Source organism: Buttiauxella sp. BIGb0552, assembly GCF_004366275.1.
Classification (GTDB): Bacteria; Pseudomonadota; Gammaproteobacteria; order Enterobacterales; family Enterobacteriaceae; genus Buttiauxella; species Buttiauxella gaviniae.
Genome location: NZ_SODY01000002.1, coordinates 586,125 through 611,349 on the forward strand (window position 1 = coordinate 586,125; position 25,225 = coordinate 611,349).

Here is a 25,225-nt window from a genome sequence, read left to right on the forward strand (position 1 = left end):
GTAAGATCAAGCCATCTCATTCAACTCAATCAATTTCCCGCGGTAAAATTTTATATCTCCTGAGTCTTCTAACTCTCTTACAACCTTCTGAACGGCACTCCTCGATATATTATTTCTGGATATAATAAAATTGTACACAGATGTTGTGTGTCTTTCTGGTTCATCTAAAGCCCAAATTTCCTTCAAATGTTCAATAACTATTTCCCTGGCCGATGATTTATGAATTAGTTTTCCTTTAGGCATGCAAATATATAAATAGCTTCTAATTATAAAGAAAGCTTCTTGCCACAAGTTTTTCTCTGTAAATAAGTCAAAAACAATATTCGAATCAAGTATCCACATAGAACATTCACTTTTACACTGAATGAAATGTGTCAGCCCAATATCACGTATATGCCCAAGCCCAATAACTGCGGGCGCTTTAATAGAGTTAGTCAGTAGCCCATCTTCAATACGATGAATGGTTACAACGCCAGATTTAAGGAATGCGACCTGATTATCCTGAATGAGCTCTACGTGCTGCCCCTTTTTTCTAACTGCAAAAAATGCATGTTTACATTTTTCTATCTCTTCACCGACTACTTTTACTGAGCGCGCGACATCCGTTCGACTGTTCATATCATAAGTGCCCTATTAATACCTTCTGGATTAATTTAAAGTATTACTTCCTCAATCGGCACAGGCTTACCCGTGTGGTATCCCTGTAACCAATCTACACCTATTCTTATTAGCTCTTGCCTGATCTCTTCATTTTCAACAAATTCTGCAACGACCTGCATTTTCTTTATTTTAGCAACGGTGCAGAAAGATCTAACTAAAAAGTGATTTAAGTCATCATGAAGAATCTTGCGGATAAATGAACCATCTATTTTAAGAATATCAGCTTCTATTTCTTCCAGGCGAGAATAGCTAGAGCAACCGGTACCAAAATCATCAATGGCTATTTTGCAACCAAGACTGCGCATCTTTTCAAGCTTTAAAGCGGCTACTTTAGTATCAATGATGTCTGTTTCGACAATTTCAAAAATAATTCTGTCCGGTGATATTTCATACTTCTTGAATAGCACCGTCAAATGGTCAATAAAATAGATATGATGAAGCGTCCGTGGGGCTAAATTAATACTAAATTTACTTTCAGATTTAGATTCATCAAGTGACTGTATAAATCTGAATGTTTGTTCAATAACAGTCATATCTAACTGAGCCAGGATACCTGCTTGCGCTGCAATAGGTAGAAAAGAGTCAGGAAATAACAGCTTTCCATTTTTGTTTCTGATACGGATCAGAACTTCATGATAGTATGAATCCGTACTCGATGAAATTATAGGTTGAGCCATAAGCACAAACGACTGGTTATCAACAGCACTTTGCAGCTCACTCCTGATATTGTCATTACTCGTTATATTGCTTGCCACAGTCAAACATTCGTTGTCATCCCAAGTCACCATCACCGGAACTTCACTATTTATAGAATCCGCGGCGACAGCAGACAACTTTCCAACAATCATCAATAAATTATATTTTTCTGGCAAGCTCAACATATAAGTCAGACCAGAATTAATGCCAAATGTATTTTTGCCGTACGAGAAACGGTATGCTTTAACTAAAGAATAGATGTTGTGAATATGCTCTTTATCAGGTGTGCCCAGTCGTATATAAAGCCCGTAACCTGGTTGATAATATATATCTTCATTATCCTGGAGATGAGGAAGAAGATAGGCGGTCAATGACTTAACGAACATAAATCTAATGCTAAGGCCATGCGTTTGAGTCAAAGACCAAAGCTCAGGGCAGTGAATTAAAGCGAGCCCTGCCCCTGGATATTCAACAAGAGATCTCTTGAGCGCATAAACATTCGGCAAGCCAGTATAATACTCCGTTAGCATGAGTCTGGTTATCTTTTTTATATATGAGCGATTACTTGAAACCAGCACTCCAGATAAAACTAAAGAGAAGGACACAACTAATATTGTGGCAGAGGCAGTTGCCAAAGGTTCAAGGATTTCAAGTTCACTGATGGCGTAATTATATTGTATATAACCATCGCTGTGGAATCCGAGCAGAATTAAAATAGCGCTCCAGATGGGAACAATAAATGAATGACCAATAGTTACTGTTCCCCAGACCATTATCGGGAGAAGCAATAACAAACCATACCCTGTAAATAACAAAAATATATGCTTAGTAGATAGTAAGCAATACATGATACCAATGAGAGAGCATAACCATATTATCCGATAGACTACTCGCGAACCTGAAAATATTATTTTCTTTTGTTCATTAAGGTAACGCGAACACCATGCGGTATTGCTGATACATCTAAGAATAAGATAACAGAATGGTACACCAGTAAGGCAAGATGTCATCATCCACTGAATGTTAATCAAGTTTTTGGTGCTAAAAAAATCACCATATAAAACCTCATCAAAATGGAATAAAAACAACATTAACTGATGGACAAACTCAAACACTACAGAGTTAAAAACAACCAACCAACCGATACGATGAAATGTTAATTTGTACCGCCCGAAACTAACTGCACCTTTGCTTCCAACAGATATAAAATATATCAGACAACTGATTGAAGCGGCCAATAACTGTGAGTAAACAGTGAGGTTTTGCAATACGGATTGCGTGTTTAAGCTGTAGATAAAAAGCAGCCCGAGTGCCGGCATGGCTCTGACACCATATAAAACCAGTAGCGCAGTAAACAATGGTAGCCTGAGATCATAAAATGTCAGAGCATATCCACCTACTTCAGCACTACTCATTAGTAGACTAAAAACGTAATGAAACAGAAACAACAAGAAACAAGCTTCAATCATGCATTTAGTCGTATTTCTGGTTTCTGTACTTATTTGCATTACACAACTTTCCATCTTTCAATATGTACAAAAAAACATCCGTGTGAGATTAAGCCCCGCTTTAACATCATGATGTTAATTGCAGCTCCTTTTCATAGGTTGAAACATTATTAGAGCAATGATGATTTTCTTTCAGGACCTGGCATAATTTTTCAACTGGTAATGGACGCCAGAAAAGGAACCCTTGTGCCAGTTCGATACCAACTGAACAGACCTGGGCAAGTTCCTGGTCTGTTTCAATCCCTTCAATAAGAACCTGGCGCAGCTCATCTTCAGTTTCAACACCTTCAATAACAAGATTGCAGTGCGTGAGTCGGCACAGTCTGGTTACTTGTTTTAAAAACTGCAGCCCACCATTTTCAGCTAGCCCCTGCACAAGTGAACGATCAAGCTTTATCTTGTCGAGTGGATATCGTGTCAGATAATTCAGTGTTGAGTACCCTGCCCCAAAATCATCGAGAGCAATACGAATCCCCATTGATTTTAATTTTGTCAGCACCGAGGCTACGTTTACCGGGTCGATAACAGCTTGTGACTCTGTGATTTCCATCTCAAGAGTCCAGCCTGGAGGCAAAGGTTTATCCAGCACTTGGGATATGACTTTAAATAATCTCTTATCTAGCAGTGTCTGCGCCGAGATATTGACCGACAGAGTCATTTCATTAAATTCTTGAAGATGATGATGTAGATAATTAACAGATTGCTCGATAACCCAAAAATCTATATCTGCCATCGCTTTGAGGCGATCATAGTATTGTAGGAAAATAGGTGGCGTAATTTTCCCATCTTCACCCTGATGGCGGATTAATGCCTCTACCCCAATAATTCGACGGTCGGAAATCCGTACCTGAGGCTGAAAATAAAGAATGAAATGACCACTCGATTGTAAATGTTGCACCTTGCTCAGTGCATCCAGATAAGATTTTTCTTCGGACTGAAGCGTGTGCCCAGGAACCAGGTCTAAATTTGTCGGTGGTAAAAATAAATTCAGCTCAGGGGTTTTTAGTTTGCTAATAGACCATTTTCTGACAAATGGTGTGTAGATAACCGCGCTTACGCCAATAATAACGATATTCAGTATAATGGCGGAGACCGACCCCCCAGTGGCAAGCCAGGTGCTCAAAATAGGTGGAACGCTCCAGTTTACCGCTTCAGAAACCGGCGGTACCAGATGCCAGACAGTTGCCGTGTACGCTAACGTATAGGACACCGCTGGCACCAGAACAAAGGGGATAATCAGTAAGGGGTTCATGACTATCGGCAACCCAAAAATCAAGGGTTCGTTCACGTTAAACAGTGACAGAGGAAGCGATAAGCCAAGCATATGCCGGTGGGGAGATTTTTTATTTAGCAGTATACACAGCAGCATTCCCAGAGTGTTTCCTGTACCGCCCATCGTGCACCAGATATTATAAAAAACAGGGCTAATGATGTTTAGCTGTGCTTGCCCTGCATGCCAGGCAGCAATATTGCTATTCATTTCGGAAATAAAACCAGCATCAATATCGGCACAAATAAAATACCCATGAATACCAAAGAACCACGGTATGCAGCGTAGAACAATATAAATCAACCCATCGATGAAGTTATCAGGGTAAGAGTGCAGTAGCGTTTGAGATATTACTGGGAAAACTAAAAGGTATAGGGAATGGGCCAACATACCAATAATCAATGTGGCAAAGGAGATAATGAGTACAGAACAGAAAAAAAGAGCGGATGTTTTCCGGCTTTTGCTTTTCAGGAAATGAATCGAATCGACCAAAGCGATGGCCTTTTCTAGCAAAAAATTGACAGTGATGCCGGAAAGCAATGCTAAAGGAACAGTGATATCAAAGAAGAAAAGCTTGTCATTACTTATAACTCGGCTAATAAATAGCAAGCTACATAAATTAATGGTCAGAAAATGGATAACTGAGTAGCGATTACGAATTGCCCAATGCAAAGCCATAAAGGCATTTATTGCGATTGGCATAAAGTCTGTAAGCGTCTCTTGTAGCTGGAACAGCTGTACAGAAAAACGCCCCCACCCCAATTGATCACAGATAATCGAGCTAATGAGAAGTAGTGCGCGGATGATGGCAAAGGGAACAATGGCTAAAGAGCTTGCAACAATAGATTTTATAATTCGGTTATTAAATAACAAAATCCTGCTGTTATTAAGCTGATAAATAAAAGTGTTCTGAAACCATGTGCTCATCTCAAAAATACTCTTTTTTGGACATTTATTGCCTGACTGACAACTATATTTATAAAAATTCCGAATATTTCCAAATGTTGAATTTTTGGTATGAGTTCTAATTCATCAGATTTTCTTATTAATTAGTGTTGCCGGAAAGATGCTTATATTTTGCCGCTTATGATGCAACGCAACCGCGCTTGTTAGTGCAGTGTTAGTCAGGCAGTCATTAGCATGCTTAATATATAAACACATATCGATATAAACGATCAATAAATTAATTTCGATAGATTTAATCAATAGGTCTCATAGATCATTCGCCAACAATAGATCGATAAAACCTATCAATTTGTTTAGTTATATGATTAAGTTTTAAGGAAATGTTAACGCATTTCGCGTGGTGTCTTTAATTATGGAAAATTAAATTCGAATATTTACTTCTAAATATTACGCGAGAAGAGATACTATAGAATAAATAAGCGGACAATAAACGAACAGTGATGTAAGTGTTTGTTACATATGTTTATTTTATATGAAGATAGCGTTTTAAAGGCCAACTCACGTTGCTCGCATTAATTTATTGTAAAAATAGATTAATTTCAACCCATGGTCTGGTGAGCTGCGCTTTTTTTGTAGGATTATCTCATTAATTGTCTTAACAGCCCGTGGTTGTGCTAGGCATTTTGATTTGAAATAACTAGTACAACATCTTCCACACAGCCTATTTTTATTTCACTGGTTCTATTTATTTTACTCTTGTCGATAAGTAATAAAGACTGCGCCGCGCGCTTCATGAGTAATGATTTAAATTCAGCATTGTAAGTATTGGAATCCCATAGCACGCCATCCTTATCAACTCCCTCACAAGAAAAAAGAAACAGATCGATATCCAGTTCTTTAACTTGGGAAATAATTGCAGGATTGACGTAACAAGCATATTTACGTTGAAGCAAGCCACCGGAACTAATGAGCTGTATATTTTCCCATTTTGCCAGTTCCTGGCAAATACGCACACTATTGGTAAAAACAGTGATATCAATATCCGGGAGTTGTTTTGCCAGATACCAACATGTTGAACTCGCATCGAGCGCAATAGTCATTCCACCACTAATCCACGGTAGTGTCTGGCGCGCAATGTCGGCTTTGCTGGCAAAATGGCTTTTGAGGCGAGCGCTAAATGGGTCTCCACTGTCATGAGTGTCGCGCTTGATGCTTTTAGCTCGCCCATGCTGGCGAATGATTTTCCCCTGCGTCTGTAGTGCATTCAGATCACGGCGGATGGTTTCTTTACTGACCTTTAATAGCTCGGCAAGATCTTCAGTTGTTAGGGTTTCATGTTGTCGTATGAGTTCTACTATTGCCGCATGGCGCGCCGTTTTCACAAGCACTCTCCTCTACCTGAAAAAACCATGCGCCGGTGGCGCATGGCAAAACAAGGAGTCTGAGACTACGGCGTAACCCCTTTTTTTAACAGAATATTCCCGTATTTGGCGGTCTCACCTGTGATGACGATCGCAAATGCCTGCTGCGCTCGTTCATAGAATGCGAAGCGATCAATACGGCTGACTTTATGTTGCTGCTTATCACCAAATAAAGCCTGCAAATACCGAGTTTCAACACTTGGGTCTAATTTATCACCTTCAACTGCCGCCATCATGACAAGCGGAGGCGCGTAACTATCGAGTTCAAATAACGGAATAATTGCGGCCAGTAACTCGCTCACTTTTAAACCATCGGCACGGATAACATTCGGGCCCATGCTATGGGCAGGAAAATGCGCATCTGAAAAAATGATTTCATCGCCGTGGCCCATTTCAGCCAATGTTTTAAGTAGCTGAGGCGAAATTAATGGAGATATGGTTTTTAACATCGTTAAACCTCTTCAAATACTTCGGAGCACTGGCAAGCGAAGTCTTGATATTGCACGCTTTGCTTGCCTGGATAATAAGACTGGTAGCGATAGTTAACTTGCTGGCGTGCTTGTTCTGGTGAGGTGTAAAAGTCGACACCACTCCAGGCAAACATTGCTGCTCCCAGAACGGTCGTTTCTGCATCTTGTAATACTTTGATAGGTAGATTGAGGACATCCGCTTTAATTTGGTTCCACAGTAGATTTCGGCTCCCTCCCCCAACCAGCAGCAACTCTTTAGCTTTAAAACCGCCGATATCTTCCAGCACTATCAAATTTTGCTGTAGCTGCCATGAAAGACTCTCTAACGCCGAGCGATAGAAATGCCCGCGTTCTGTATGCAGATGCACACCACTCCAGCCTGCCTGCTCGCGCCTGTCGAGAAGTTGGCAGTTCATACGTAAACCTTCGCAGCCTGGTGGGATCATTTTGGCTTCAGCAATCATCTGCTCATATACAGTAGGCAATGTTGCATCCGGCCAATACAGCTTACGAACCCATTCCAGAACACCGGAGGCCAGCCATTGCAAACCGGGATTAAACAGGCCAGAACAGCTATCAAGCTCGCATGTTGAACCTGCAAAACGTGGCAGCAATGAGGTGTTAACCTGCGGGGTGCGTACCATCAGGATTTCCCATGTTCCTGATGAAAGCACTGGCTGATCTAACCCCGCGCCGGAACCAAACAACGCAAACTGGGTATCATGCCCGGCTGAAATAACCGCTGTTCCAGCTGGTATTCCAAAGCGTTGTGCCATATGAGGTAAGAGATTGCCGATATGTTCACCTGCGGCGACAAGACGTGGAAACAGCTCTATCGGCAGGCCGGTTCGCTGAAAAATAGTCTTGCTGAAGATTTCCTGCCGAACATCTAATAATTGGCTGGTTCCCGCCATAGTGCGGTCTGTCGTGAATTCACCGGTTAGCCGCTGATTGATCAATGAAGAGATAAATAGCCAAGCGTGCGCTTTTTCCAGTAACTCAGGGCGATTCTCTTTTAGCCAGATAAGTTTATATAACGTGTTAAAACTGAACTGACCGATACCCGAAATAGTTTGTAGCTCGCCGGGGGTGATATAGCGGTCAATTTTTTCCATAATTTCTGACGTGCGGGGGCATTTCCAACTAATTATCGGATAAATGAGCTCCCCTTGGGCATCCACTAGCGCGCCATCCACACCAAACGTTGTGACACTCAACGCGTGAATTTTATCGCCTTTGAGCTGCGGAATAATTTGCATACAGCAGTCAGAAAAGCGCTGCAAAATGTCATCGAGCGACCAAATGTGCCATTGGTCATTTTCTTCAGCTGCAAGGCTTACATTAGGTAAAGCCGCTTTCGCGACCACATTGCCTTGCGAATCCACGGCAATGGCACGGATGTTAGTGGCACCACAGTCCAGAACAATCACCACATCACGCTTCATGATGCTTCCTTTGATAAGTATAAATGTGCCCCCCTCAAGACAAAGGGAGGCGACAAAGGGGCCTGGTTATAAGCAGCCCCATGGAGCATTATTTTTTATACAGTGGCCCGTAGTTTTGGCAGGCGCGATAGTCCTGGCCTTCCACGTCCATACCATGAGCACCCCATGAAGATGGGCGATAAATGTCACCGTCCTCCACGTTATGCATACACACTGGAATGCGCAGCATTGACGCAAGGGTAATAAGGTCAGCACCCACGTGGCCAATAGTCAGAACACCGTGATTCGCGCCCCAATTTGCCATCACAGAGTAAACATCAATGAATGGGCCTTTGCCTGTCAGGCGTGGGGCAAACCATGTGGTTGGCCATGTTTCATTAGTGCGCTTATCCAGAATGTCGTGCACATCTTTTGGTAGCTCAATGCTCCAGCCTTCTGCAATCTGCAAGACCGGCCCAATGCCCTTAATAATATTGATACGGGACATCGTGAATGCCACGCCACCGCGAGTGAGGAAGCGTGATGAATAACCGCCGCCACGGAAATATTCATGGATGGCCGGGCACCATTCGGTAGCTTGCAGGCAATCATCAGCCTCTTTCTTGCTGATTTTCCAATGCGGCTTCATGGTTGGCTTGCCCTGCTCGTCAAGCTGGCGGCATGAACCATCAAGCGCTGCGGAACCTGAGTTAATTAAGTGGATAATTCCGTGCTCAGCATGCCCGGTCAAATCGGTACCGGTTACGCGTTTGACCGCTTCTGGTGACCAGTAAGTACGCACGTCAGCAAATACCTGGGCTGTGCCCGTGAGCATATGGCCAAACAACATTGCCACACCGTTCAGACTGTCATTTTCGGTCGCAAGCACATATGGTTTGCGCACCCCATTCCAGTCAAAGGAGCTATTTAACAAGGCTTCAGCGGTATCACCATTCGGGTATTGATCCGTCCAGTGACGTTGCCCCTGGAAACCGGCTGCGATGGCGTTATATCCAAGGGATTCTTCAACAAAACCTTTTTGTGCAAGCGCAGGATTGCCCTGCATCATGTCGCGGATACACATCGCCATCAGCAGGCTTTCACGCAATACCTGACGGCTGCTTTCAGGGGAGCGGCGATATTGTTCCGTGTTAAGATCCGGCCCATAGCGGAAGTTTTTATCGGCCCAGGCCAGCGCCAGCTCTAGTTCCTGTTCATCATAAATTTTCTGATCCATACGACGACGTAGCTCAGTCATATCAACAGACTGCACTTTCATGCCAAGCCAGGATTCAAAGAAATTGTGGTCCACAATGGAACCGGCAATCCCCATTGAAACGCCACCCAGAGACATATAGCTTTTGCCTTTAATACTCGCCACAGCAAGGCCTGCCCGGGCGAAACGCAGCAATTTTTCTTGTACATCTGCAGGAATAGATTCATCGCCGCCATCTTGTACGTCATGACCGTAGATTGAAAACGCGGGGATCCCTTTTTGGCTGTGGGCAGCTAACGCCGCGGCCAGATAAACTGCGCCCGGTCGCTCTGTACCATTGAACCCCCAGATAGCTTTCGGGCGGAACGGGTCCATATCGATGGTTTCACTGCCATAACACCAGCAAGGCGTCACAGTAATGGTAAGGCCAACATTCTGTTTACTGAATTTGTCGTCACAAGCTGCTGACTCTGCCATTCCGGCGATGCAGCCATCAGCGATAATGCATTCAACCGGTGAACCACAGGCATGGTGCAGTTGTTCGCTCAGCAGTGCTGCCGTGGCTTTCGCCATATTCATGGTCTGCTCTTCCAGTGATTCACGTACCCCCATACGGCGGCCATCAATCACAGGGCGAATACCAATTTTTGGTAGATTTTTAGACTGGTGTTGGCTGTTCATTTTATTCCTCAAATTAATCAGTAAATTGAACTTATTAAGGTTGAATTGCTTAAGCCGTTACACGCGGCATTACGTTTGATCTGAATTTGGCGAAAATGAAAATAATGGCGAAGCACAGCGCGGGGATGATTTCAGCAGTCGGGATATTGCCCGCCGCATCACTGACGAACCCCATAATCGGTGTGACAATCCCGCCACCGACAATAGTCATCACGATAATGGATGAACCATATTTGGTATCCTGTCCCAATCCCTTGATGCCTAAGGAGAAAATTGTTGGATATTGAATGGACATAAACATGCTGCATAAGGTGAGAGCTATCAGGCCAAGATGCCCCCCCATCACTGCGGAGATAATGCACAGCAACATGGAAACGAAGGCATAGATTGCCAGGACTTTAAAAGGTGCATAGCGGCGGATTAACCATGTGCCACTGAAGCGTCCGATGAAGAAACAGACCATGGTGGCGGTAAGATAGTTGGCGGCAAACCCTGGTGTAGTCCCCGGTAACTCTTCGATAGCGTAACGAATCAGGTAACTCCAACAGGCTGTTTGTGCGCCGACGTAGCAAAACTGAGCTAATACAGCCCAACGCCAGTGGCGAATACGCAGCAGCCGAGATATGGAAGCCATGACTGAACCTGCTTCTTTACTGTCGTCATGGGAATCACTTTGAATCGAAGGAAACTTGGTCAACGCAATTAACAGCGCCACAACTAATACAACCGCTACGATTATCATGTAGGGTGACTGAACGGCGAGCACCAGGCTGTGGTTATAAGCACCAAGCTGCTCAGGTGTCATACTCTTTAATACATCATCTGATTGATGTGGAACGTGGGAAAGAATTAGGCCCTGCCCAAATACTACGGCAACAATAGCCCCGAAAGAGTTAAAGGTCTGGGCTAAGTTAATTCTATAGTGCCCTGACTCCTCAGGCCCTAATACAGTAACAAACGGATTTGCTGCAGTTTCCAGGCAACCAAGGCCTGCGGCTATAATAAACAAGCCGATTAAAAACAATGAATAGCTCATGCCTTCCGCTGCAGGCCAAAATAAAGCTGCACCGATGGCATACAATAACAACCCAGTAATAATACCGGCTTTATAACTCATCTTCTTCATCAATATCCCTGCTGGGATAGGAATAAGGAAGTAGCCAAAATAAAATGAAGACTGAATAAGTCCAGCCTGGAAATTTGTTAACGTAAAAGCCTGTTGGAACTGCGGTAGTAAAATATCGTTAAGATTGTTTGCTACAGCCCACAGGAAAAAGAGTGAACATAATAATGCAAAAGGAATGGCATAGTTCCCTTTGCGCTCATGGCTGGCAACGCAGTAGCTCTCTGACTGAATTGAAACTTGTCCCATAGCACCCTCGTTAAATATTAAGTACATCTGCTTTTATTTCCGCAGCAACATAATCAATACAGTCAGCTAATTTCTAATCTGACAATCATGCTACTTGTGCGGTAAGTGGAGCTATTCTTAAAACAAAAAACGCTTAAAAATATGAGTTCAGTCACATTAAGCATTATTGGCAGGTGAAGTGTGAGCATGATCACTTCACTAAAAGAATTAATATGCCCGTTTCCGTCATGCATTGAATAAAAAACACAACATGCATGCCCGAATGATTTTATTTATTTTAAAACGGGCACTTTTAGATATTTAACGACATGAATTGTCATAAATTGCCCGTTTAAATCCACTTGAGATAAAACGGACATTTTTACTATTTCCATAATTGCGTTGTTTAATCTAAATAAGCCATTTAACTTGATGAGGATCACACTTCCACAACTGGCAACTTCTTAATAACTCTTGCTGTATAAAGATAAAAATCACATTCCCCATTCATGTTTATTTTTTATTCAAGAAGTTTAGAGAGGCAATAAAATGGAAAGAGATTTACTCGCACGTGAAATCATTCACACCTGTCTGGAAATGACTCGCCTGGGTCTAAATCAGGGAACCGCTGGCAACGTCAGTGTGCGTTACCGGGATGGGTTACTCATCACCCCCACTGGCATTCCTTATGAAAATCTCACAGAGGAGCAGATTGTTTATATTGATGCCGACGGTAAACATGAAGAGGGAAAGGTTCCTTCCAGCGAGTGGCGCTTTCATCAGGTGGCTTATCAAACTCGTCCAGATGCCAATGCTGTCGTACATAACCACGCGGTAAATTGCACAGCGATATCCATTCTTAACCGCCCAATTCCGGCCATTCATTACATGATTGCCGCAGCAGGCGGTAGCACCATTCCTTGTGCGCCTTACGCCACCTTTGGCACCAAAAAACTTTCTGAGCACGTTGCGGTAGCGCTTAAAAACCGCAAAGCCACGCTTTTGCAGCATCACGGCATGATCGCTTGTGAAGCGAACTTACAGAAGGCTCTTTGGCTGGCTCACGAGGTTGAAGTTTTAGCGAAGCTCTATCTTTCAACTCTGCCAATCACTGATTCCGTTCCGGTCTTGCCTGATGAAGAAATCGCCATTGTGCTTGAGAAGTTTAAAAGCTACGGCCTGCGTGTAGAAGAATAAACCCGCCAGAAATTCATTTCTAAGCAAGGATTGTCATGATGACCAAAAGAATGATTTTGAATGAAACGTCATGGTTTGGGCGTGGTGCTATCAATGAATTAGTGCCAGAAGTTATGCGCCGGGGTTATGGCAAGGCACTAATAGTGACCGATGCCCAATTGGTTGCCTGTGGCGTGGTAGAAAAAGTGACATCAAAACTGGATGCTGCTGGGCTTCATTACCAGGTTTTTGATGCCGTTACACCTAATCCAACAATCAAAGTAGTACAGCAAGGGTTAGCAGCTTTTCACCAAAGTGGCGCCAATTATCTGATTGCCATTGGTGGAGGATCTCCACAGGATACCTGTAAAGCTATTGGCATCATCAGCGCTAATCCAGAATTTGAAGATGTACGTAGTCTGGAAGGTATGGCCCCAACACGCAGCCCAAGCGTGCCGATTTTGGCGATTCCAACCACAGCGGGTACTGCGGCAGAAGTGACCGTCAACTACGTCATCACTGATGAAGAAAATCGCCGCAAATTTGTCTGCATCGACCCTCACGATATCCCGCTGGCCGCTTTTATTGATGCTGACATGATGGACGGAATGCCCCCTTCATTAAAAGCAGCAACCGGGGTCGATGCGCTAACCCATGCCATCGAAGGCTATATCACTCGTGGCGCCTGGGAGCTCACTGATGCTTTGCATCTCAAAGCCATTGAAATTATTGCATCTTCTCTTCGGGACTCAGTTGCAGGTAAAGCAGAAGCCGTTGAGAAAATGGCATTAGGGCAATATGTGGCAGGAATGGGATTTTCAAACGTAGGGCTAGGGTTGGTTCACGGGATGGCGCACCCGTTAGGTGCGTTTTACAACACACCTCATGGCGTCGCTAATGCAATTTTGCTGCCGCACGTGATGCGCTACAACGCAGAGTTTACCGGTGAGAAGTATCGTCATATTGCGCAGGCAATGGACCTTAAAGTAACTCATGCAACTCTTGAACATGCGCGAGAAGTGGTAATTCAGGCAGTAGAATCTCTTAATCGTGATGTTGGTATTCCCGCGACATTAAGAGAAGTTGGGATGCGTAAAGAAGATATTCAGGAGCTGGCACAGGCAGCGTTTGACGACGTGTGCACGGGAGGAAATCCTCGTGAAGCGAAGATTGAAGAGATTGCCGAGTTATATTTAAAGGCACTATAAATTGCTTTGAATAACAATAAATTATTCAATTATTAGGGGCTGCAAACATAGCAGCCCTTACTTTGAAGTTACCAATCTAAAAATGGTAATCGTCGGCGCACATGAGGTGCTGACTCAAATATCCCCTTTGCCATAGCTTCACCAATTTCCGCACAGACAGTCAGCCCCTGAACGAAGGGTTGATCGTGCATCAGATAAGGCAGCGCCCCAAAAGCAATGCGCCCACGAACAGATTCCGGTTGTAATAATATGTAGTCCTCACCGACATCTGGAATATCGTCGCCGCCAGACTCGAGCTGTTTTCGTAAGGTAGTAAACGGTAGATCTTTGGTCTTAAGCGGCCTCTGCCCACGGGCATCAATAAATACGTCAAACTCATAAACATTTTGCCCGACGGAAATCGCCGTCTGTTTCTCTTTTACATCCATCTTATAATCCGGCCCAAGCGTAAGAATGCTGATTATCCCGGCCTCGCGTAATGCCAGTAAACGGCGAATAGATTGCGATGGTATTGCTGCGTAATTGTCGATGAACACTCGCGCAAGGCCTACGTCAAAGCGCTTTCTGTCCTGCTCGTCCAGATAAGGCACAATCAGTTGGACGGCTTCATGTAACCGAAGGATCACGTAACGCCACGGAACTGTTCGCTTGTCGCGCTTATTGCGTTCAACTTCATAAAGATTGGCTTCAGCCCAGTGAAACGGGTCGTTTATTTTCCTGTCAGCAAACCAGGCTTTAGCAAAACTATCCGCATCCAACGTATTGAGCGCCAGATGTTTGCTCCAGACCGGGTCTGCACGTTCAATTTCCTCAACCATAAGGCCGAAAACTCGATTGAGAAGACCATCGGCCCCTGCTGAAATTTCGTGATTAATCGCCTCTTGTGTCACGACAGTTAATGGCTCGTAAGGGATTGGGCAGTAGAAATCAGCTTCCGGCAGAATCCCCGATCGGGACATAAGCACAATGTTAAGCTTTTCACTCCCCTCATCGAGATTGAAATGGATTTGCTCTCGCTCCGATTCAACAAACTCCCCATGCTGGATGACCACTGCCATCGCGGCATCCAGAGCACTCAACGATGTCCCCATAATTCCGACTTTACACGCAGCAATTTTAGCCTCCATCAGCCCTGACCATGGGCTTGGGAAAAAGGTGTGAGTCGACTTCTCCTCATCAGGCCATACGTGCCCGGTGGCAATCACGGCGAGATCAAACAACGCAGGCGAAGGTTCGCCTTCTGCCCACAGTTTTACTCCCTCTTTAGTCGCCTCAAGATCGGTGACCTGGCAAGATTCATGAACCTCCACGCGGAACCCTTGCTCTTTTGCCTGAACAACCAACTCCAGAAACTGATCGCGGAAGTACTCGCCAAGAAGGATACGAGGTAGAAACTGTCGGATATGAAGTGAGTCATGGCGAACACCATAACGCGCCAGATGATCTTCACTTTGGCTGCGCAACCAGTCGATGTAGGTCGAAAAAATAGGCGGGATTTCGATGCTGGCAATATTGGCCAGCATCATTCGGGAGTTTTCTTCATCGCTGTAAGGCATACCAACCCCTGCCTCACTGCCCTGCTCATAGATAGTAATGGACAGTGGCACTTGCTTCTTCAGAAGGGAGAAAAGAGTGTAAATGCCCGTAGGACCCGCGCCGACAATAGCGATTCTTTTCATCAAACTGTACCCACCGTTGTTATAAAGTCTTCCATCTCTCTGTTGAGATTAGGCTCATTCAACGGTTTCTGGCAATTTATCTGCCAAACAAACTCGTTTTACCTGGCATGGGTTACCCGCAGCAATGACTCCGGCAGGAATATCATGTTTCACTACGCTTCCAGCACCAATAGTGCTGCCTTTACCGATAGTTACACCAGGCAAAATAATAGATCCTCCACCGATCCATACATCATCGCCAATATTTATCGGCCGTGCGCTGCCAATATGTTGGTTTCGCGTATCAGGGTCCAGCGGATGCTGAGCGGTATAAATTTGTACATCAGGAGCAATAAATACGTTATTACCAATAGTCACTGGCGCACAATCCAGTAGCACAAAGTTGAAATTAATAAATACATTATTACCAATATGGGTATTACAGCCGTAATCAATACGCATCCCTTTTTCGAAATGAACATTCTCGCCAACACGGCCAAATATTGTGCGAATCAATCTCTCTTTCTCGGTAACGGCACGGGCACTCAATGCATTAAATTCATCAACGATATCGCGTACTCGGTAGCGAATTTCACATAACTCTGGGTCGTTAATATTATAATTTTCACCACTTACCATTTTGCTAAATTCGCGCATTCTCAACTCCTCATAGGCAATTGATGTTGTTAAATCATATTTTTTAGACCTGATAAATAACTACCTTTCATAAACTGCATAGTCAGCACAAACGTCAATATATTCAGTTGGTTCTTACAACATCGAAAAGCAGAACAAAATTTATCCATACATATTATTTGTATTGCCATGACCACACCTCACAAAAACATCCAAAAAATAAACCCATCCTATTGTTATTTATGCAATTAACTTATTATTCACTGTATTTATCAATTATGTCGCACTCATCACACAAATGATCACCACAGCAAAATAATCCATATATCTGCCTACCCGGAGTCAGACGTTTTCTGGAAAGATCTTATAAAGTGCTGTCATTGGTTTTCTGGAACTACATTGCGCTTGCGGGATTTTGGAGATTTATTATGTCTAATGAAGTACTGCCTGGTTACCCCAGTCACCTCAATACCAGAGCGCGCGACTCGCGCCGAATGACACTGTTTGTTTCCGTTTCTGCGGCGGTAGCGGGCCTGTTGTTTGGACTTGATATCGGCGTGATCTCTGGTGCTCTACCCTTTATTACTCAGCATTTTACTTTAAATAGCCAACAGCAAGAGTGGGTTGTGAGTACCATGATGTTAGGTGCAGCAATCGGTGCACTCGCAAACGGCTGGCTCTCATCTGCGTTGGGTCGCAAATATAGTCTTATGGCAGGGGCGATATTATTTATTATCGGTTCACTCGGCTCAGCACTCGCACCAACGGTTGAAATATTGATGGTCTCGCGCGTCGTCCTTGGGATGGCTGTGGGGATTGCTTCATACACAGCCCCTCTGTATCTGTCTGAAATGGCAACGGAAGATATTCGCGGGAAAATGATCAGCATGTATCAGCTGATGGTTACGCTGGGTATTTTGCTGGCGTTCTTATCAGATACAGCCCTGAGCTACAGCGGCGACTGGCGAATGATGCTTGGCGTGTTGGCAATTCCGGCATTCCTGCTGCTGATACTGGTCGTATTTTTGCCCAATAGCCCACGCTGGTTGGCCGCTAAAGGGCGCCATATTGAAGCCGAAGAAGTATTAAGTAAATTGCGAGATACCTCGGAGAAAGCGCGCCAGGAATTGCAGGATATCCGTGAAAGCCTCAAGTTAAAACAGCACGGTTGGGAGCTGTTCAAAATGAACAGCAACGTCCGCCGAGCCGTATTCCTTGGCATGCTGTTGCAAGCGATGCAACAGTTCACCGGCATGAATATCATTATGTATTACGCGCCAAAAATCTTTGAAATGGCGGGTTTCACAACCACGCATGAACAGATGATGGCAACCATTGTTGTCGGCCTGACGTTTATGCTCGCCACCTTCATTGCTATTTTCATGGTCGATAAAGCAGGACGTAAACCGGCGCTGAAGATTGGCTTTAGCGTTATGGCTGTTGGCACACTGGTGTTGGGTTATTGCCTGATGCAGTTTGATAATGGCAATGCTTCAGATGGTTTGTCTTACCTGTCTGTCGGTATGACTATGATGTGTATCGCAGGCTATGCGATGAGTGCCGCACCTGTGGTTTGGATTCTGTGCTCTGAAATTCAGCCGCTGAAAAGCCGTGATTTTGGGATTACCTGTTCAACGACCACGAACTGGGTGTCGAACATGATAATTGGTGCAACATTCCTGAGCCTGTTAGATGCAGTTGGCCCGGCGGCCACATTCTGGATGTATACCGCGCTTAATATTGCATTTATTGGCGTCACTTTCTGGCTAATTCCAGAAACGAAAAATGTCACACTGGAACACATCGAGAAGAAACTTATGGCGGGTGAAAAGCTGCGTAATATTGGGCAGTAACTCTTCCAGTACAATAAACCCTGACCTCATCAGTCAGGGTTTACCTATTTCACCCGGCAATTAAAGTGAGTTATTCATACCGAATGGATAACTCTCAATACAATTGCGACCATTATTTTTTGCCTGATACAACATTTGGTCTGCTTTGTTAATAAGCCGCTGGTAATCAGGATGGTTATCGAATTCGACCAAACCTGCACTGATGGTGACATTAAATGAGGTATCTACATCGACTTCAATCATCTGGCTGGCAATATGGTTGCGCAGTCGCTCCGTCAGGACTTGAGCCTGAGACAGTGTCGTTTCCACCAGCAACAACATAAATTCTTCGCCGCCGTAGCGGAAGACATAATCACTACTGCGTACATACTCATGTAACCAAGTCGCAATATTTTTTAATGTGTTATCACCAACCGCGTGACCATAGTTATCATTGATTTTTTTGAAGTAATCTATGTCCAACAAAGCGATAGTAAAAGGCTTGCCGGAGCTAATAGATAAACCAATCTCACGTCCCATGATCGTAGGGATAAAGCGACGAGTAAGTAGTTTGGTCATTGGATCTTTGCCATTCTCACTCTTCACTATCTCTTCGAATATAGAGCTAAGAATCATATTAACCTGTTCAACATCTTGCCTTAACATGCGTAACAGATGAATGCGACTAAAGGCACCTGAGGATTCATTAGCAAACTCAGTGGTAATAACCCTATCTATTTTTTGGATTAGCGAGTCGATTTTTTTAATTAAATCTGGCTGCCTGAAAATATGCTGGCCTTTATGAGCAAACCATAGCCCGAATTCAGAATCACTGAGTAGAACACGCTCTTCAAATGGCAATTCAGTCGCAATATTATAAATAAACTGATTTTCCCAATCCTTCAAAGCCCCTAACTGACGTTCACGTTCAACGTTCATATCATCATATACAGTCAGCAGGCGAAAATGTTCTTGATCGTGCATCATTTTCTGATGTGATGGCGTAAAAGCGATAGTCATGACTTCAATTGCGGAATCTATGGCCATGCCACTAAAAAAGATAGCATCGCTAATTTCTTTTGCTGAGATCTGAGGTTTATTTAATAGTAATTGAAAAAGCTCATACTTCAGCTTTCTGGCACCACGGGCGACAAGATCGATAGGTAGACCAATACGCGCGTGAACTTCACCAACCTTGCGCTGATGAGCAATTAACTCTGATAAATCTTCACACGAACTACCCAGCACTTTGCGCAACCAGTTGTTCATACTGGCACTAAGTCTCTCTTCAACCTGGGTCGTGCTAAGGAATAATTTCGCCTTCTCATCCTGCAACATATATTGATAATACGCATCAACCAGTTGCCTGACCTCCTCATCACTAAGGCTCATGAGGGTCTGATGAGTTGCAGCATTTGTATTATTAATTAACAACTGCCACTCATTTTTAATAATGTCGTAATTAAGAGGTTGGATGTTTTTCATAAGTGTAACATTTATTCTTCGCGAGATATTATTTCTATTAAGGAATTCCCCTGTGAGCTGGATATTATATCAACCTCTCTTTTTTGTATAATATTATCCATTCCAGCCATATATAATATCTTTACTTAAACTTGCCATTTTTGAACACATTCAACCGCTTTAAATACGTCAATACTTCTGCTATGGAACCCAGTATTGCAGCAATAGCGAAAAACTTTGCTCCAGATAAAAAAGATTACTTTAAATTCCCCAACTGCTTGCGGATATGGTGCTGTAGCACCGCCAGCATGCTGGCACCAGACAACCCAATCATCAGCGCACCATTCACCGCTTCCAGTGGGCCGAGCAGTTTCCATTTTGTACTCATCACGATATCGCCATAACCCAACGTGGCAAAATTGACACCCGAGTGATAAACCGCCTCTTGCAGCGAGGAAAACTCCCCCAGCCACAAAAACAAAATCCCCCACAGCATTATTTGCAGCAGGTTACCCACCAATACAATGATGATGATGCCAAACAATGCCAATACGCCATATAACATCCCTTCTCTCTGGTGAAAGCGCTTGATGTAAAAGCGAATGCACCAAATAGACATCAGTGATTGCAGCAACATATTGCACAGGATGACAGGCATCCCAGTTATCAAGACCAGCAACATTTTAACCCCCTTAGTCGGTTTCGGCCGCTGGACGACCAGCCAGATGCCAGCGTTCAAGAACCACCACACACGCCCAGCCATACAGGGCAACAGCAACATATAGAGAGCAGCGCATCAGCGATGCCAACCAGACATCTTTACCGGAAGCACTGTCCTGAATGGCAGGGCCAAACAGAATCAGGCAGGTGACCCACGCATTACTCCAGAAAGAGGGGGTGAATCGGCTAGCCGCCAGCCGCACTAAACGTCGCGCAACCCAAAGGCTAACGAGAGCCATCCAGAGCACTAGCATCAGGAATGAAGGCCAGATGCTAAGCCCAAACCACAGCACCACCGCCAACAGCGCCCCCATCAGAGTCGATAGCACCAACTCTTTCCCGACCTGTTTTGCCGCAAGAGTGTTGGTTTGCTGTGCCAGCATCACAGTTTTCATCACTGCCGGGATATAAAACGCAGGGTTGCTTAATGCTAACAACCACACCGGCAATACGATAAGCACCGCACGTAGAGCCAGCTGGTGTGGAGATTTAGGAGGCAGTAGCACCTTAGCTGCTGAGGAAGGAGTGGCCTGCGGGGGGAACAGTACTAACGCAAACCGGTTAACCACCGTACCAATGATGATGCCAAGCCCCATCATTTGGGCAATACCAATAGCAAGTGACTGCTCGATGAGTCCGGCAATCGGAATGATGGTAATGGCCGTCGTCAGTAGCATGGCCTGGGTTCCCTTCCCTCTAAGCCCCATCAGCATCAGCAGGTAAAGCAGCAGCGCCGTAAACAGCAATGCAGATAATGGGTAGTGCGTCAGTAAAGGCACCATCAGCACGCCACCAACCATGGTCATCGTTAGCACTAAGCCAACAATAATCCCCTTTTTGATGGGTAAAGGTTTCCCCTGACACAACACAATCCAGGCCATAATGCAGCCCAAATGTGGCATCGGTAGCGCAAGGCCGTAGCAGACCAGCGCCGCAATGGCCGATCCCACTCCAATTCTCAGTACCGCACGATCCCCGTTATGCATGGCCTACCTCAGTAGATATACGAGAACCAGCTCATCAGTCGTATGTAGATGCTACCGAAGAAGCTCATGACGCCAGCACCATTGGCATAGACCAACACATCAGCCTGCCCACCGACCCGCAAGTTTTTAACCGGAGGGAAATCGTCTTTAACAAAGGCAATTTTCACCGGGAACCGCTGCGCCTGACGTAGCCAGTCACGGCTATTATCGACCGCAGGCAAAACACCGGCGGGCTGGCTTTGCGTCGCACTTACGCCATAACTGATGCTGCGCACCTGGCCTTTGAAAATATGCCCCGGCATGCTGTCGAGCAAAATGGCGACCTCATCACCGATATTCACATTACCGATGTTATTTTCGGTCATATCCGCGCTAATCCAGACATCGTTTATCGCCACCAGCGTCATAACGGGTGCCCCTGCGCCAAGAAACTGGCCGATATCAGTCCGCAGATCCGTCACCAGACCGCGGTTAGTCGCAACAACTACGGTATTTTTCCGGTCCAGTTCGGCTTTTTGCACCGCAGAACGAGCGCTCAGCAGTTGTGAGTTTTTTTCCCCGGAAACGCCCGCCGCTTCAGTCGCTCTACGCACATCAGCGGCGGCTGCTGCCATCTGGCTACGCGCGGTTTCCCGCGTGGCTTGTGCCACTTCGAGGCGACGAACTGAGATGGTGCCGGGATCTTCACGATACAAACGCTCCTGACGTTCAGCGTCTTTAGCCGCATTTTGATAAGCGGCTGTCGCCGCCTGTAAACCCGCTTTGGCCGCGGCAATGGTTTCATTATTGGCTTTGACCGAACTGAGCACTGTTTCATAGTCCGAACGAGCCTTAGCCAACGCGATGTCATAAGGCTCGGGATCAAGCTCAAACAGCTTATCGCCCGGCGAGACCTCCTGATTATCGCGAACATAGACCTTTTGGATTTGCCCTCCCACTTCCGCAGCAATGGGGATAACAAATGCCTGAATCCTTGCCTGAGAGGTATAAGGCGTGAGGCGGTCCGCCGCCAGATACCAGCAAAGCAATAAAATGATGACCACGAGGAGACCTATCACTCCACGTCGACTGGCTTGCCCCGCCGGAGATGAGGATTCTGTCATTGCTGTTTACCTTCTTTGGGTAACGTTGCTGATGGCAAAGGGGCATCCAATAAAGGCACCCAGTTATCACGCTGGCGTAAATGAGCATCGGTTTGCTTATCAACCAGTGGGCGTTCCCGCCCTTTCTCCCAACCACCGCCCAGAGCCTTATAGAGCGTAATCAAGTCACGCATCAGGGCACCACGGCTATTCACTAGCCGCTCCTGTTGATTGAACAAGGCTCTTTGTGAATCCAGTACACGCTGGAAGTCAGCCATACCTTCACGATATTGGGTGTTGGCGATATCCAAAGAACGGTTTGCCGCTTGCCCAGTTTGGGTCAGCAGATCGATCTCTTGTTTGTCATTGGCGTAAGCAACGGCTGCATCATCCACTTCACGTGCAGCCTGAAATACCGTATCCCGGTAGCGTTCATGCAGTTGCAGGAACCGCGCATCTTGTACCAGCACCTGGTTACCCAGCCGCCCTTGATCAAGCAAGTTCCAGCTAAATGTCGGCCCCGCCGCCCAGGACAGAGTGCTACTACCGCCATTTCGGGCGCTAATTCCCACGCTGCCAATAAGAGAAATAGACGGATAGAGTTCAGTTTCTGCCACGCCTATTAAGGCTGACTGTGCCGCTAATTGCCTTTCAGCCGCTCGCACATCAGGTCGGCGACGCAGCAAATCTGCAGGCAATTCCGACACCAGCGCCAGGTTGCCCTTCGGAAGAACCCCTGTGCTATCGACCATTTCGGGTAACGGACCTGGTTTTCGCGCCAGTAGCACGCTCAATGCGTTCTGGCTCTGACGCAGGCTGGTTTCCAGTTGAGGAATACTTGAGAGGGTTGATAGATATTGGGTTCTCGCTTGCTGTACATCCAGCTCAGCACTGTTGCCGCTGAGGAACAAACGCTCTGTAATTTGCAGGCTACGCTGCTGAATTTTGGCGTTATTGCGGGTAATTTGCAGGCGCGCTTCAAGCGTACGGATATTCACATACAGCTGTGCGACTTGTGCCGCCATCAGCACCTGAATATCGTCATATTGCGCAAGCGTTGCGAAGTAACTCGCATCGGCAGATTCAACACCACGTTTGAACTTGCCCCAGAAATCTATCTCCCATCCCAGGTTAAAGCCCGCGCCGTAGTTGGTGCTAGCAATGTAACGGTCATCATGTAGTTGACCGCCAGTAACGACTTGCCCATCGCCAATGGTTGCCTGAGGTGAGAGTAAGCTTTCTGCAATTCCCAACTGTGCACGTGATTCCAGCAGGCGCAGACCGGCAATTTTAACGTCAGGGTTTTTCCGTAAGGCCTCGTTGACGAGCATGGTAAGTGTTGGGTCATTAAGCTGTATCCACCACTGGTCATAACTGTTCTGGGATACGCCAGATGCCATGCTCTTCGTCACCGGCTGCCATTGCGTCAGCTCCGGAACTTGCGGGGTTTTATAGTCGGGTCCCAGAGTGGTACATGCGCTCAAGACCAGGCTTGCGCCCCCCGTTATCAGGAGGCGCCTGAATCTGTCTTCACAGAGCATCTTGCCCGCTCAACGTCGGGCCAGACGGACCTTCTTTGACCCAGGCCATGAAGATTCTATAACCAATAGAAAGCAGTGTCGCGCCAATAAACATGCCGAGAATACCGTTGGTTGCCATACCTCCCAGCGCCCCCAACAGCACCACAGGCATTGGCACATCTACACCGCGCCCCAACAACAAAGGTTTCAGCACGTTGTCAGCCATACCGGCAATAATCAGCAGAATGGTGAAAATGATATTCAGCACCGTTCCATTGTCGCCCGTCATCCACATAATCGCGATAGCCGGAGCGGTAACCAGTATCACTGGAACCTGGGCAATACCCAGAATCAGAGCCAGAACGAAGAAGATCCCCACGGCAGGAATACCGGCGAATGCCATCACAATACCGGCCAGCAACGCCTGAATGAAGGCAACACCAATAACCCCCATCGCTACTGCTCGAATAGTATTGGTACAGAGTTTTGTCAGGGCAGGACCTTTTCTTTCATCGGTGATACGTGTGGCGATACTCGTTGCACTTGCTGCACCTGGAGCGCCCCAGGCCATCATGATGCCGGCGACGATAAAGGAGAATACAAAGCCAATCAAACCGCCACTCATGCTAGCCAGAATGGTAATTACCTGGCGGGTAATCTCACCTAGCTGCGGGCCATAGCTTTTTACTAAGGCCGGTAAATCTGTCGCAGCCTTCATCCACACGACATAGATTTTTTCGCCCACAATCGGTATTGCCACCAGGCGATTTGAAGGTTGCGGGATGACCAGGCTATCGCTGGTGACTTTCGTAATAAGTACACTGACGCTATCACCCAGGGAGCTAATCATCGCGATGGTAGGTACAACGATTAGCAACACTCCCAGCAACACCAGCAAGGTCGCAGCCCATCCCTGTTTATTTCCCATACGCGCAGCAAAACGTTGATGAAGCGGATAGAGAGTCACTGCCAGAATAAGTGCCCACAGCAGCATATTCATAAAAGGCGAAATGACAGTAAAACAGAAGGAGGCTAATGCGAGGATGAGACCAAATTTGATGAACATATCCAGAAATCTGGCAACCAGTCTTTTCTCAGCTAAGGGGGTATCATTAATTTCCATGATGCAGTTATTCCAGGTGATAGTGACTACGTAACTATCCAGATCTCAAGCATTAATGACCGGGACAGCAGATCGCTGGCATTGCATTTTAAAAGATAAGATTGTGCCCAGTAATATAAACCCGTTGGTTTTTATTAACTATTTTGATAATAGAACAAACAGACATTACTGTAAAAATGGCACAAAGAGGGTGACTGCCCGGCTTACCATCTAAAAA

The 25,225-nt window shown here is 45.5% G+C and carries 19 protein-coding genes; 3 read left to right on the plus strand and 16 right to left on the minus strand.

Annotation, left to right across the window (positions count from 1 at the left end; all coding sequences use genetic code 11):
- Window positions 1-6: 6 nt before the first annotated feature.
- The 8 genes from EDF88_RS07525 to fucP form a co-directional block, all read right to left on the minus strand.
- Window positions 7-618: a helix-turn-helix domain-containing protein gene (locus EDF88_RS07525; RefSeq protein WP_134183823.1), complete on the minus strand. Its 612-nt coding sequence runs from the start codon at window positions 616-618 to the stop codon at window positions 7-9.
- A 35-nt stretch (window positions 619-653) separates the two neighbouring features.
- On the minus strand, window positions 654-2,864 hold the full coding sequence (locus EDF88_RS07530; RefSeq protein WP_166671956.1) for an EAL domain-containing protein: 2,211 nt from the start codon (window positions 2,862-2,864) through the stop codon (window positions 654-656).
- 67 nt (window positions 2,865-2,931) lie between these two features.
- Window positions 2,932-5,061, minus strand: a complete 2,130-nt coding sequence (locus EDF88_RS07535) for an EAL domain-containing protein (protein ID WP_134183827.1) — start codon at window positions 5,059-5,061, stop codon at window positions 2,932-2,934.
- Window positions 5,062-5,714: 653 nt separating this feature from the next.
- Entirely contained in the window at window positions 5,715-6,422 is a 708-nt protein-coding gene (gene fucR / locus EDF88_RS07540) for an L-fucose operon activator (protein ID WP_064516959.1), read from the minus strand.
- A 65-nt stretch (window positions 6,423-6,487) separates the two neighbouring features.
- A complete protein-coding gene (gene fucU / locus EDF88_RS07545; protein WP_134183829.1) occupies window positions 6,488-6,910 on the minus strand; it encodes an L-fucose mutarotase in 423 nt (140 codons plus the stop codon).
- 2 nt (window positions 6,911-6,912) lie between these two features.
- Window positions 6,913-8,376 (minus strand): L-fuculokinase, encoded by a 1,464-nt coding sequence (gene fucK, locus EDF88_RS07550; protein WP_134183832.1) that lies wholly within the window; start codon window positions 8,374-8,376, stop codon window positions 6,913-6,915.
- 88 nt (window positions 8,377-8,464) lie between these two features.
- Window positions 8,465-10,252, minus strand: a complete 1,788-nt coding sequence (gene fucI / locus EDF88_RS07555; protein WP_134183834.1) for an L-fucose isomerase — start codon at window positions 10,250-10,252, stop codon at window positions 8,465-8,467.
- Window positions 10,253-10,301: 49 nt separating this feature from the next.
- Entirely contained in the window at window positions 10,302-11,651 is a 1,350-nt protein-coding gene (fucP, locus tag EDF88_RS07560; RefSeq protein ID WP_279586331.1) for an L-fucose:H+ symporter permease, read from the minus strand.
- 501 nt (window positions 11,652-12,152) lie between these two features.
- Here fucP and fucA point away from each other — a divergent pair.
- Both fucA and fucO read left to right on the plus strand, forming a co-directional pair.
- Window positions 12,153-12,800, plus strand: a complete 648-nt coding sequence (fucA, locus tag EDF88_RS07565; RefSeq protein ID WP_134183838.1) for an L-fuculose-phosphate aldolase — start codon at window positions 12,153-12,155, stop codon at window positions 12,798-12,800.
- 38 nt (window positions 12,801-12,838) lie between these two features.
- Window positions 12,839-13,987 carry a lactaldehyde reductase gene (gene fucO / locus EDF88_RS07570; protein WP_134184191.1) on the plus strand — a complete coding sequence of 383 codons (1,149 nt, stop codon included), beginning with the start codon at window positions 12,839-12,841 and terminating at the stop codon, window positions 13,985-13,987.
- A gap of 68 nt (window positions 13,988-14,055) precedes the next feature.
- Here fucO and EDF88_RS07575 read toward each other — a convergent pair whose 3' ends face one another.
- Both EDF88_RS07575 and EDF88_RS07580 read right to left on the minus strand, forming a co-directional pair.
- Entirely contained in the window at window positions 14,056-15,666 is a 1,611-nt protein-coding gene (locus EDF88_RS07575) for an FAD-NAD(P)-binding protein (protein ID WP_134183840.1), read from the minus strand.
- A gap of 54 nt (window positions 15,667-15,720) precedes the next feature.
- A complete protein-coding gene (locus EDF88_RS07580) occupies window positions 15,721-16,302 on the minus strand; it encodes a sugar O-acetyltransferase (protein WP_134183842.1) in 582 nt (193 codons plus the stop codon).
- Between the two features lie 407 nt (window positions 16,303-16,709).
- Between EDF88_RS07580 and EDF88_RS07585 the strand changes: the two genes are divergently transcribed.
- A complete protein-coding gene (locus tag EDF88_RS07585; protein ID WP_134183844.1) occupies window positions 16,710-18,134 on the plus strand; it encodes a sugar porter family MFS transporter in 1,425 nt (474 codons plus the stop codon).
- 60 nt (window positions 18,135-18,194) lie between these two features.
- Here the strand turns inward: EDF88_RS07585 and EDF88_RS07590 are convergent, their stop codons facing one another.
- The 6 genes from EDF88_RS07590 to EDF88_RS07615 all read right to left on the minus strand — a co-directional run bounded on the left by EDF88_RS07590 (window position 18,195) and on the right by EDF88_RS07615 (window position 25,008).
- Window positions 18,195-19,598, minus strand: a complete 1,404-nt coding sequence (locus tag EDF88_RS07590) for a diguanylate cyclase (protein ID WP_134183846.1) — start codon at window positions 19,596-19,598, stop codon at window positions 18,195-18,197.
- Window positions 19,599-19,833: 235 nt separating this feature from the next.
- The gene (locus tag EDF88_RS07595) at window positions 19,834-20,259 is read right to left on the minus strand and encodes an ion channel (protein WP_134183848.1); all 426 of its coding nucleotides are present in this window, start codon (window positions 20,257-20,259) and stop codon (window positions 19,834-19,836) included.
- Window positions 20,260-20,269: 10 nt separating this feature from the next.
- The gene (locus tag EDF88_RS07600; protein ID WP_134183851.1) at window positions 20,270-21,283 is read right to left on the minus strand and encodes a DUF2955 domain-containing protein; all 1,014 of its coding nucleotides are present in this window, start codon (window positions 21,281-21,283) and stop codon (window positions 20,270-20,272) included.
- An 8-nt stretch (window positions 21,284-21,291) separates the two neighbouring features.
- Entirely contained in the window at window positions 21,292-22,386 is a 1,095-nt protein-coding gene (locus EDF88_RS07605; protein ID WP_134183853.1) for an HlyD family secretion protein, read from the minus strand.
- Complete coding sequence (locus tag EDF88_RS07610; protein ID WP_243839596.1) at window positions 22,383-23,849, minus strand: efflux transporter outer membrane subunit; 1,467 nt, start codon at window positions 23,847-23,849, stop codon at window positions 22,383-22,385. Before EDF88_RS07610 ends, EDF88_RS07605 begins: the two co-directional genes overlap by 4 nt.
- 46 nt (window positions 23,850-23,895) lie before the next feature.
- A complete protein-coding gene (locus EDF88_RS07615; RefSeq protein ID WP_134183855.1) occupies window positions 23,896-25,008 on the minus strand; it encodes an AI-2E family transporter in 1,113 nt (370 codons plus the stop codon).
- Window positions 25,009-25,225: the final 217 nt, after the last annotated feature.

Excerpts from the sequence above, each read along its gene's own strand:
- EDF88_RS07590 (WP_134183846.1), bottom strand. The coding sequence starts at position 19,598 with ATGAAAAACATCCAACCTCTTAATTACGACATTATTAAAAATGAGTGG.
- fucK (WP_134183832.1), bottom strand. The coding sequence starts at position 8,376 with ATGAAGCGTGATGTGGTGATTGTTCTGGACTGTGGTGCCACTAACATC.
- EDF88_RS07525 (WP_134183823.1), bottom strand. The coding sequence starts at position 618 with ATGAACAGTCGAACGGATGTCGCGCGCTCAGTAAAAGTAGTCGGTGAA.
- EDF88_RS07530 (WP_166671956.1), bottom strand. The coding sequence starts at position 2,864 with ATGCAAATAAGTACAGAAACCAGAAATACGACTAAATGCATGATTGAA.
- fucO (WP_134184191.1), top strand. The coding sequence starts at position 12,839 with ATGACCAAAAGAATGATTTTGAATGAAACGTCATGGTTTGGGCGTGGT.
- EDF88_RS07605 (WP_134183853.1), bottom strand. The coding sequence starts at position 22,386 with ATGACAGAATCCTCATCTCCGGCGGGGCAAGCCAGTCGACGTGGAGTG.
- EDF88_RS07535 (WP_134183827.1), bottom strand. The coding sequence starts at position 5,061 with ATGAGCACATGGTTTCAGAACACTTTTATTTATCAGCTTAATAACAGC.
- EDF88_RS07585 (WP_134183844.1), top strand. The coding sequence starts at position 16,710 with ATGTCTAATGAAGTACTGCCTGGTTACCCCAGTCACCTCAATACCAGA.
- fucP (WP_279586331.1), bottom strand. The coding sequence starts at position 11,651 with ATGTACTTAATATTTAACGAGGGTGCTATGGGACAAGTTTCAATTCAG.
- EDF88_RS07595 (WP_134183848.1), bottom strand. The coding sequence starts at position 20,259 with ATGTTGCTGGTCTTGATAACTGGGATGCCTGTCATCCTGTGCAATATG.
- EDF88_RS07615 (WP_134183855.1), bottom strand. The coding sequence starts at position 25,008 with ATGGAAATTAATGATACCCCCTTAGCTGAGAAAAGACTGGTTGCCAGA.
- EDF88_RS07575 (WP_134183840.1), bottom strand. The coding sequence starts at position 15,666 with ATGAAAAGAATCGCTATTGTCGGCGCGGGTCCTACGGGCATTTACACT.
- fucI (WP_134183834.1), bottom strand. The coding sequence starts at position 10,252 with ATGAACAGCCAACACCAGTCTAAAAATCTACCAAAAATTGGTATTCGC.
- fucA (WP_134183838.1), top strand. The coding sequence starts at position 12,153 with ATGGAAAGAGATTTACTCGCACGTGAAATCATTCACACCTGTCTGGAA.
- EDF88_RS07600 (WP_134183851.1), bottom strand. The coding sequence starts at position 21,283 with ATGCATAACGGGGATCGTGCGGTACTGAGAATTGGAGTGGGATCGGCC.
- fucU (WP_134183829.1), bottom strand. The coding sequence starts at position 6,910 with ATGTTAAAAACCATATCTCCATTAATTTCGCCTCAGCTACTTAAAACA.
- EDF88_RS07580 (WP_134183842.1), bottom strand. The coding sequence starts at position 16,302 with ATGCGCGAATTTAGCAAAATGGTAAGTGGTGAAAATTATAATATTAAC.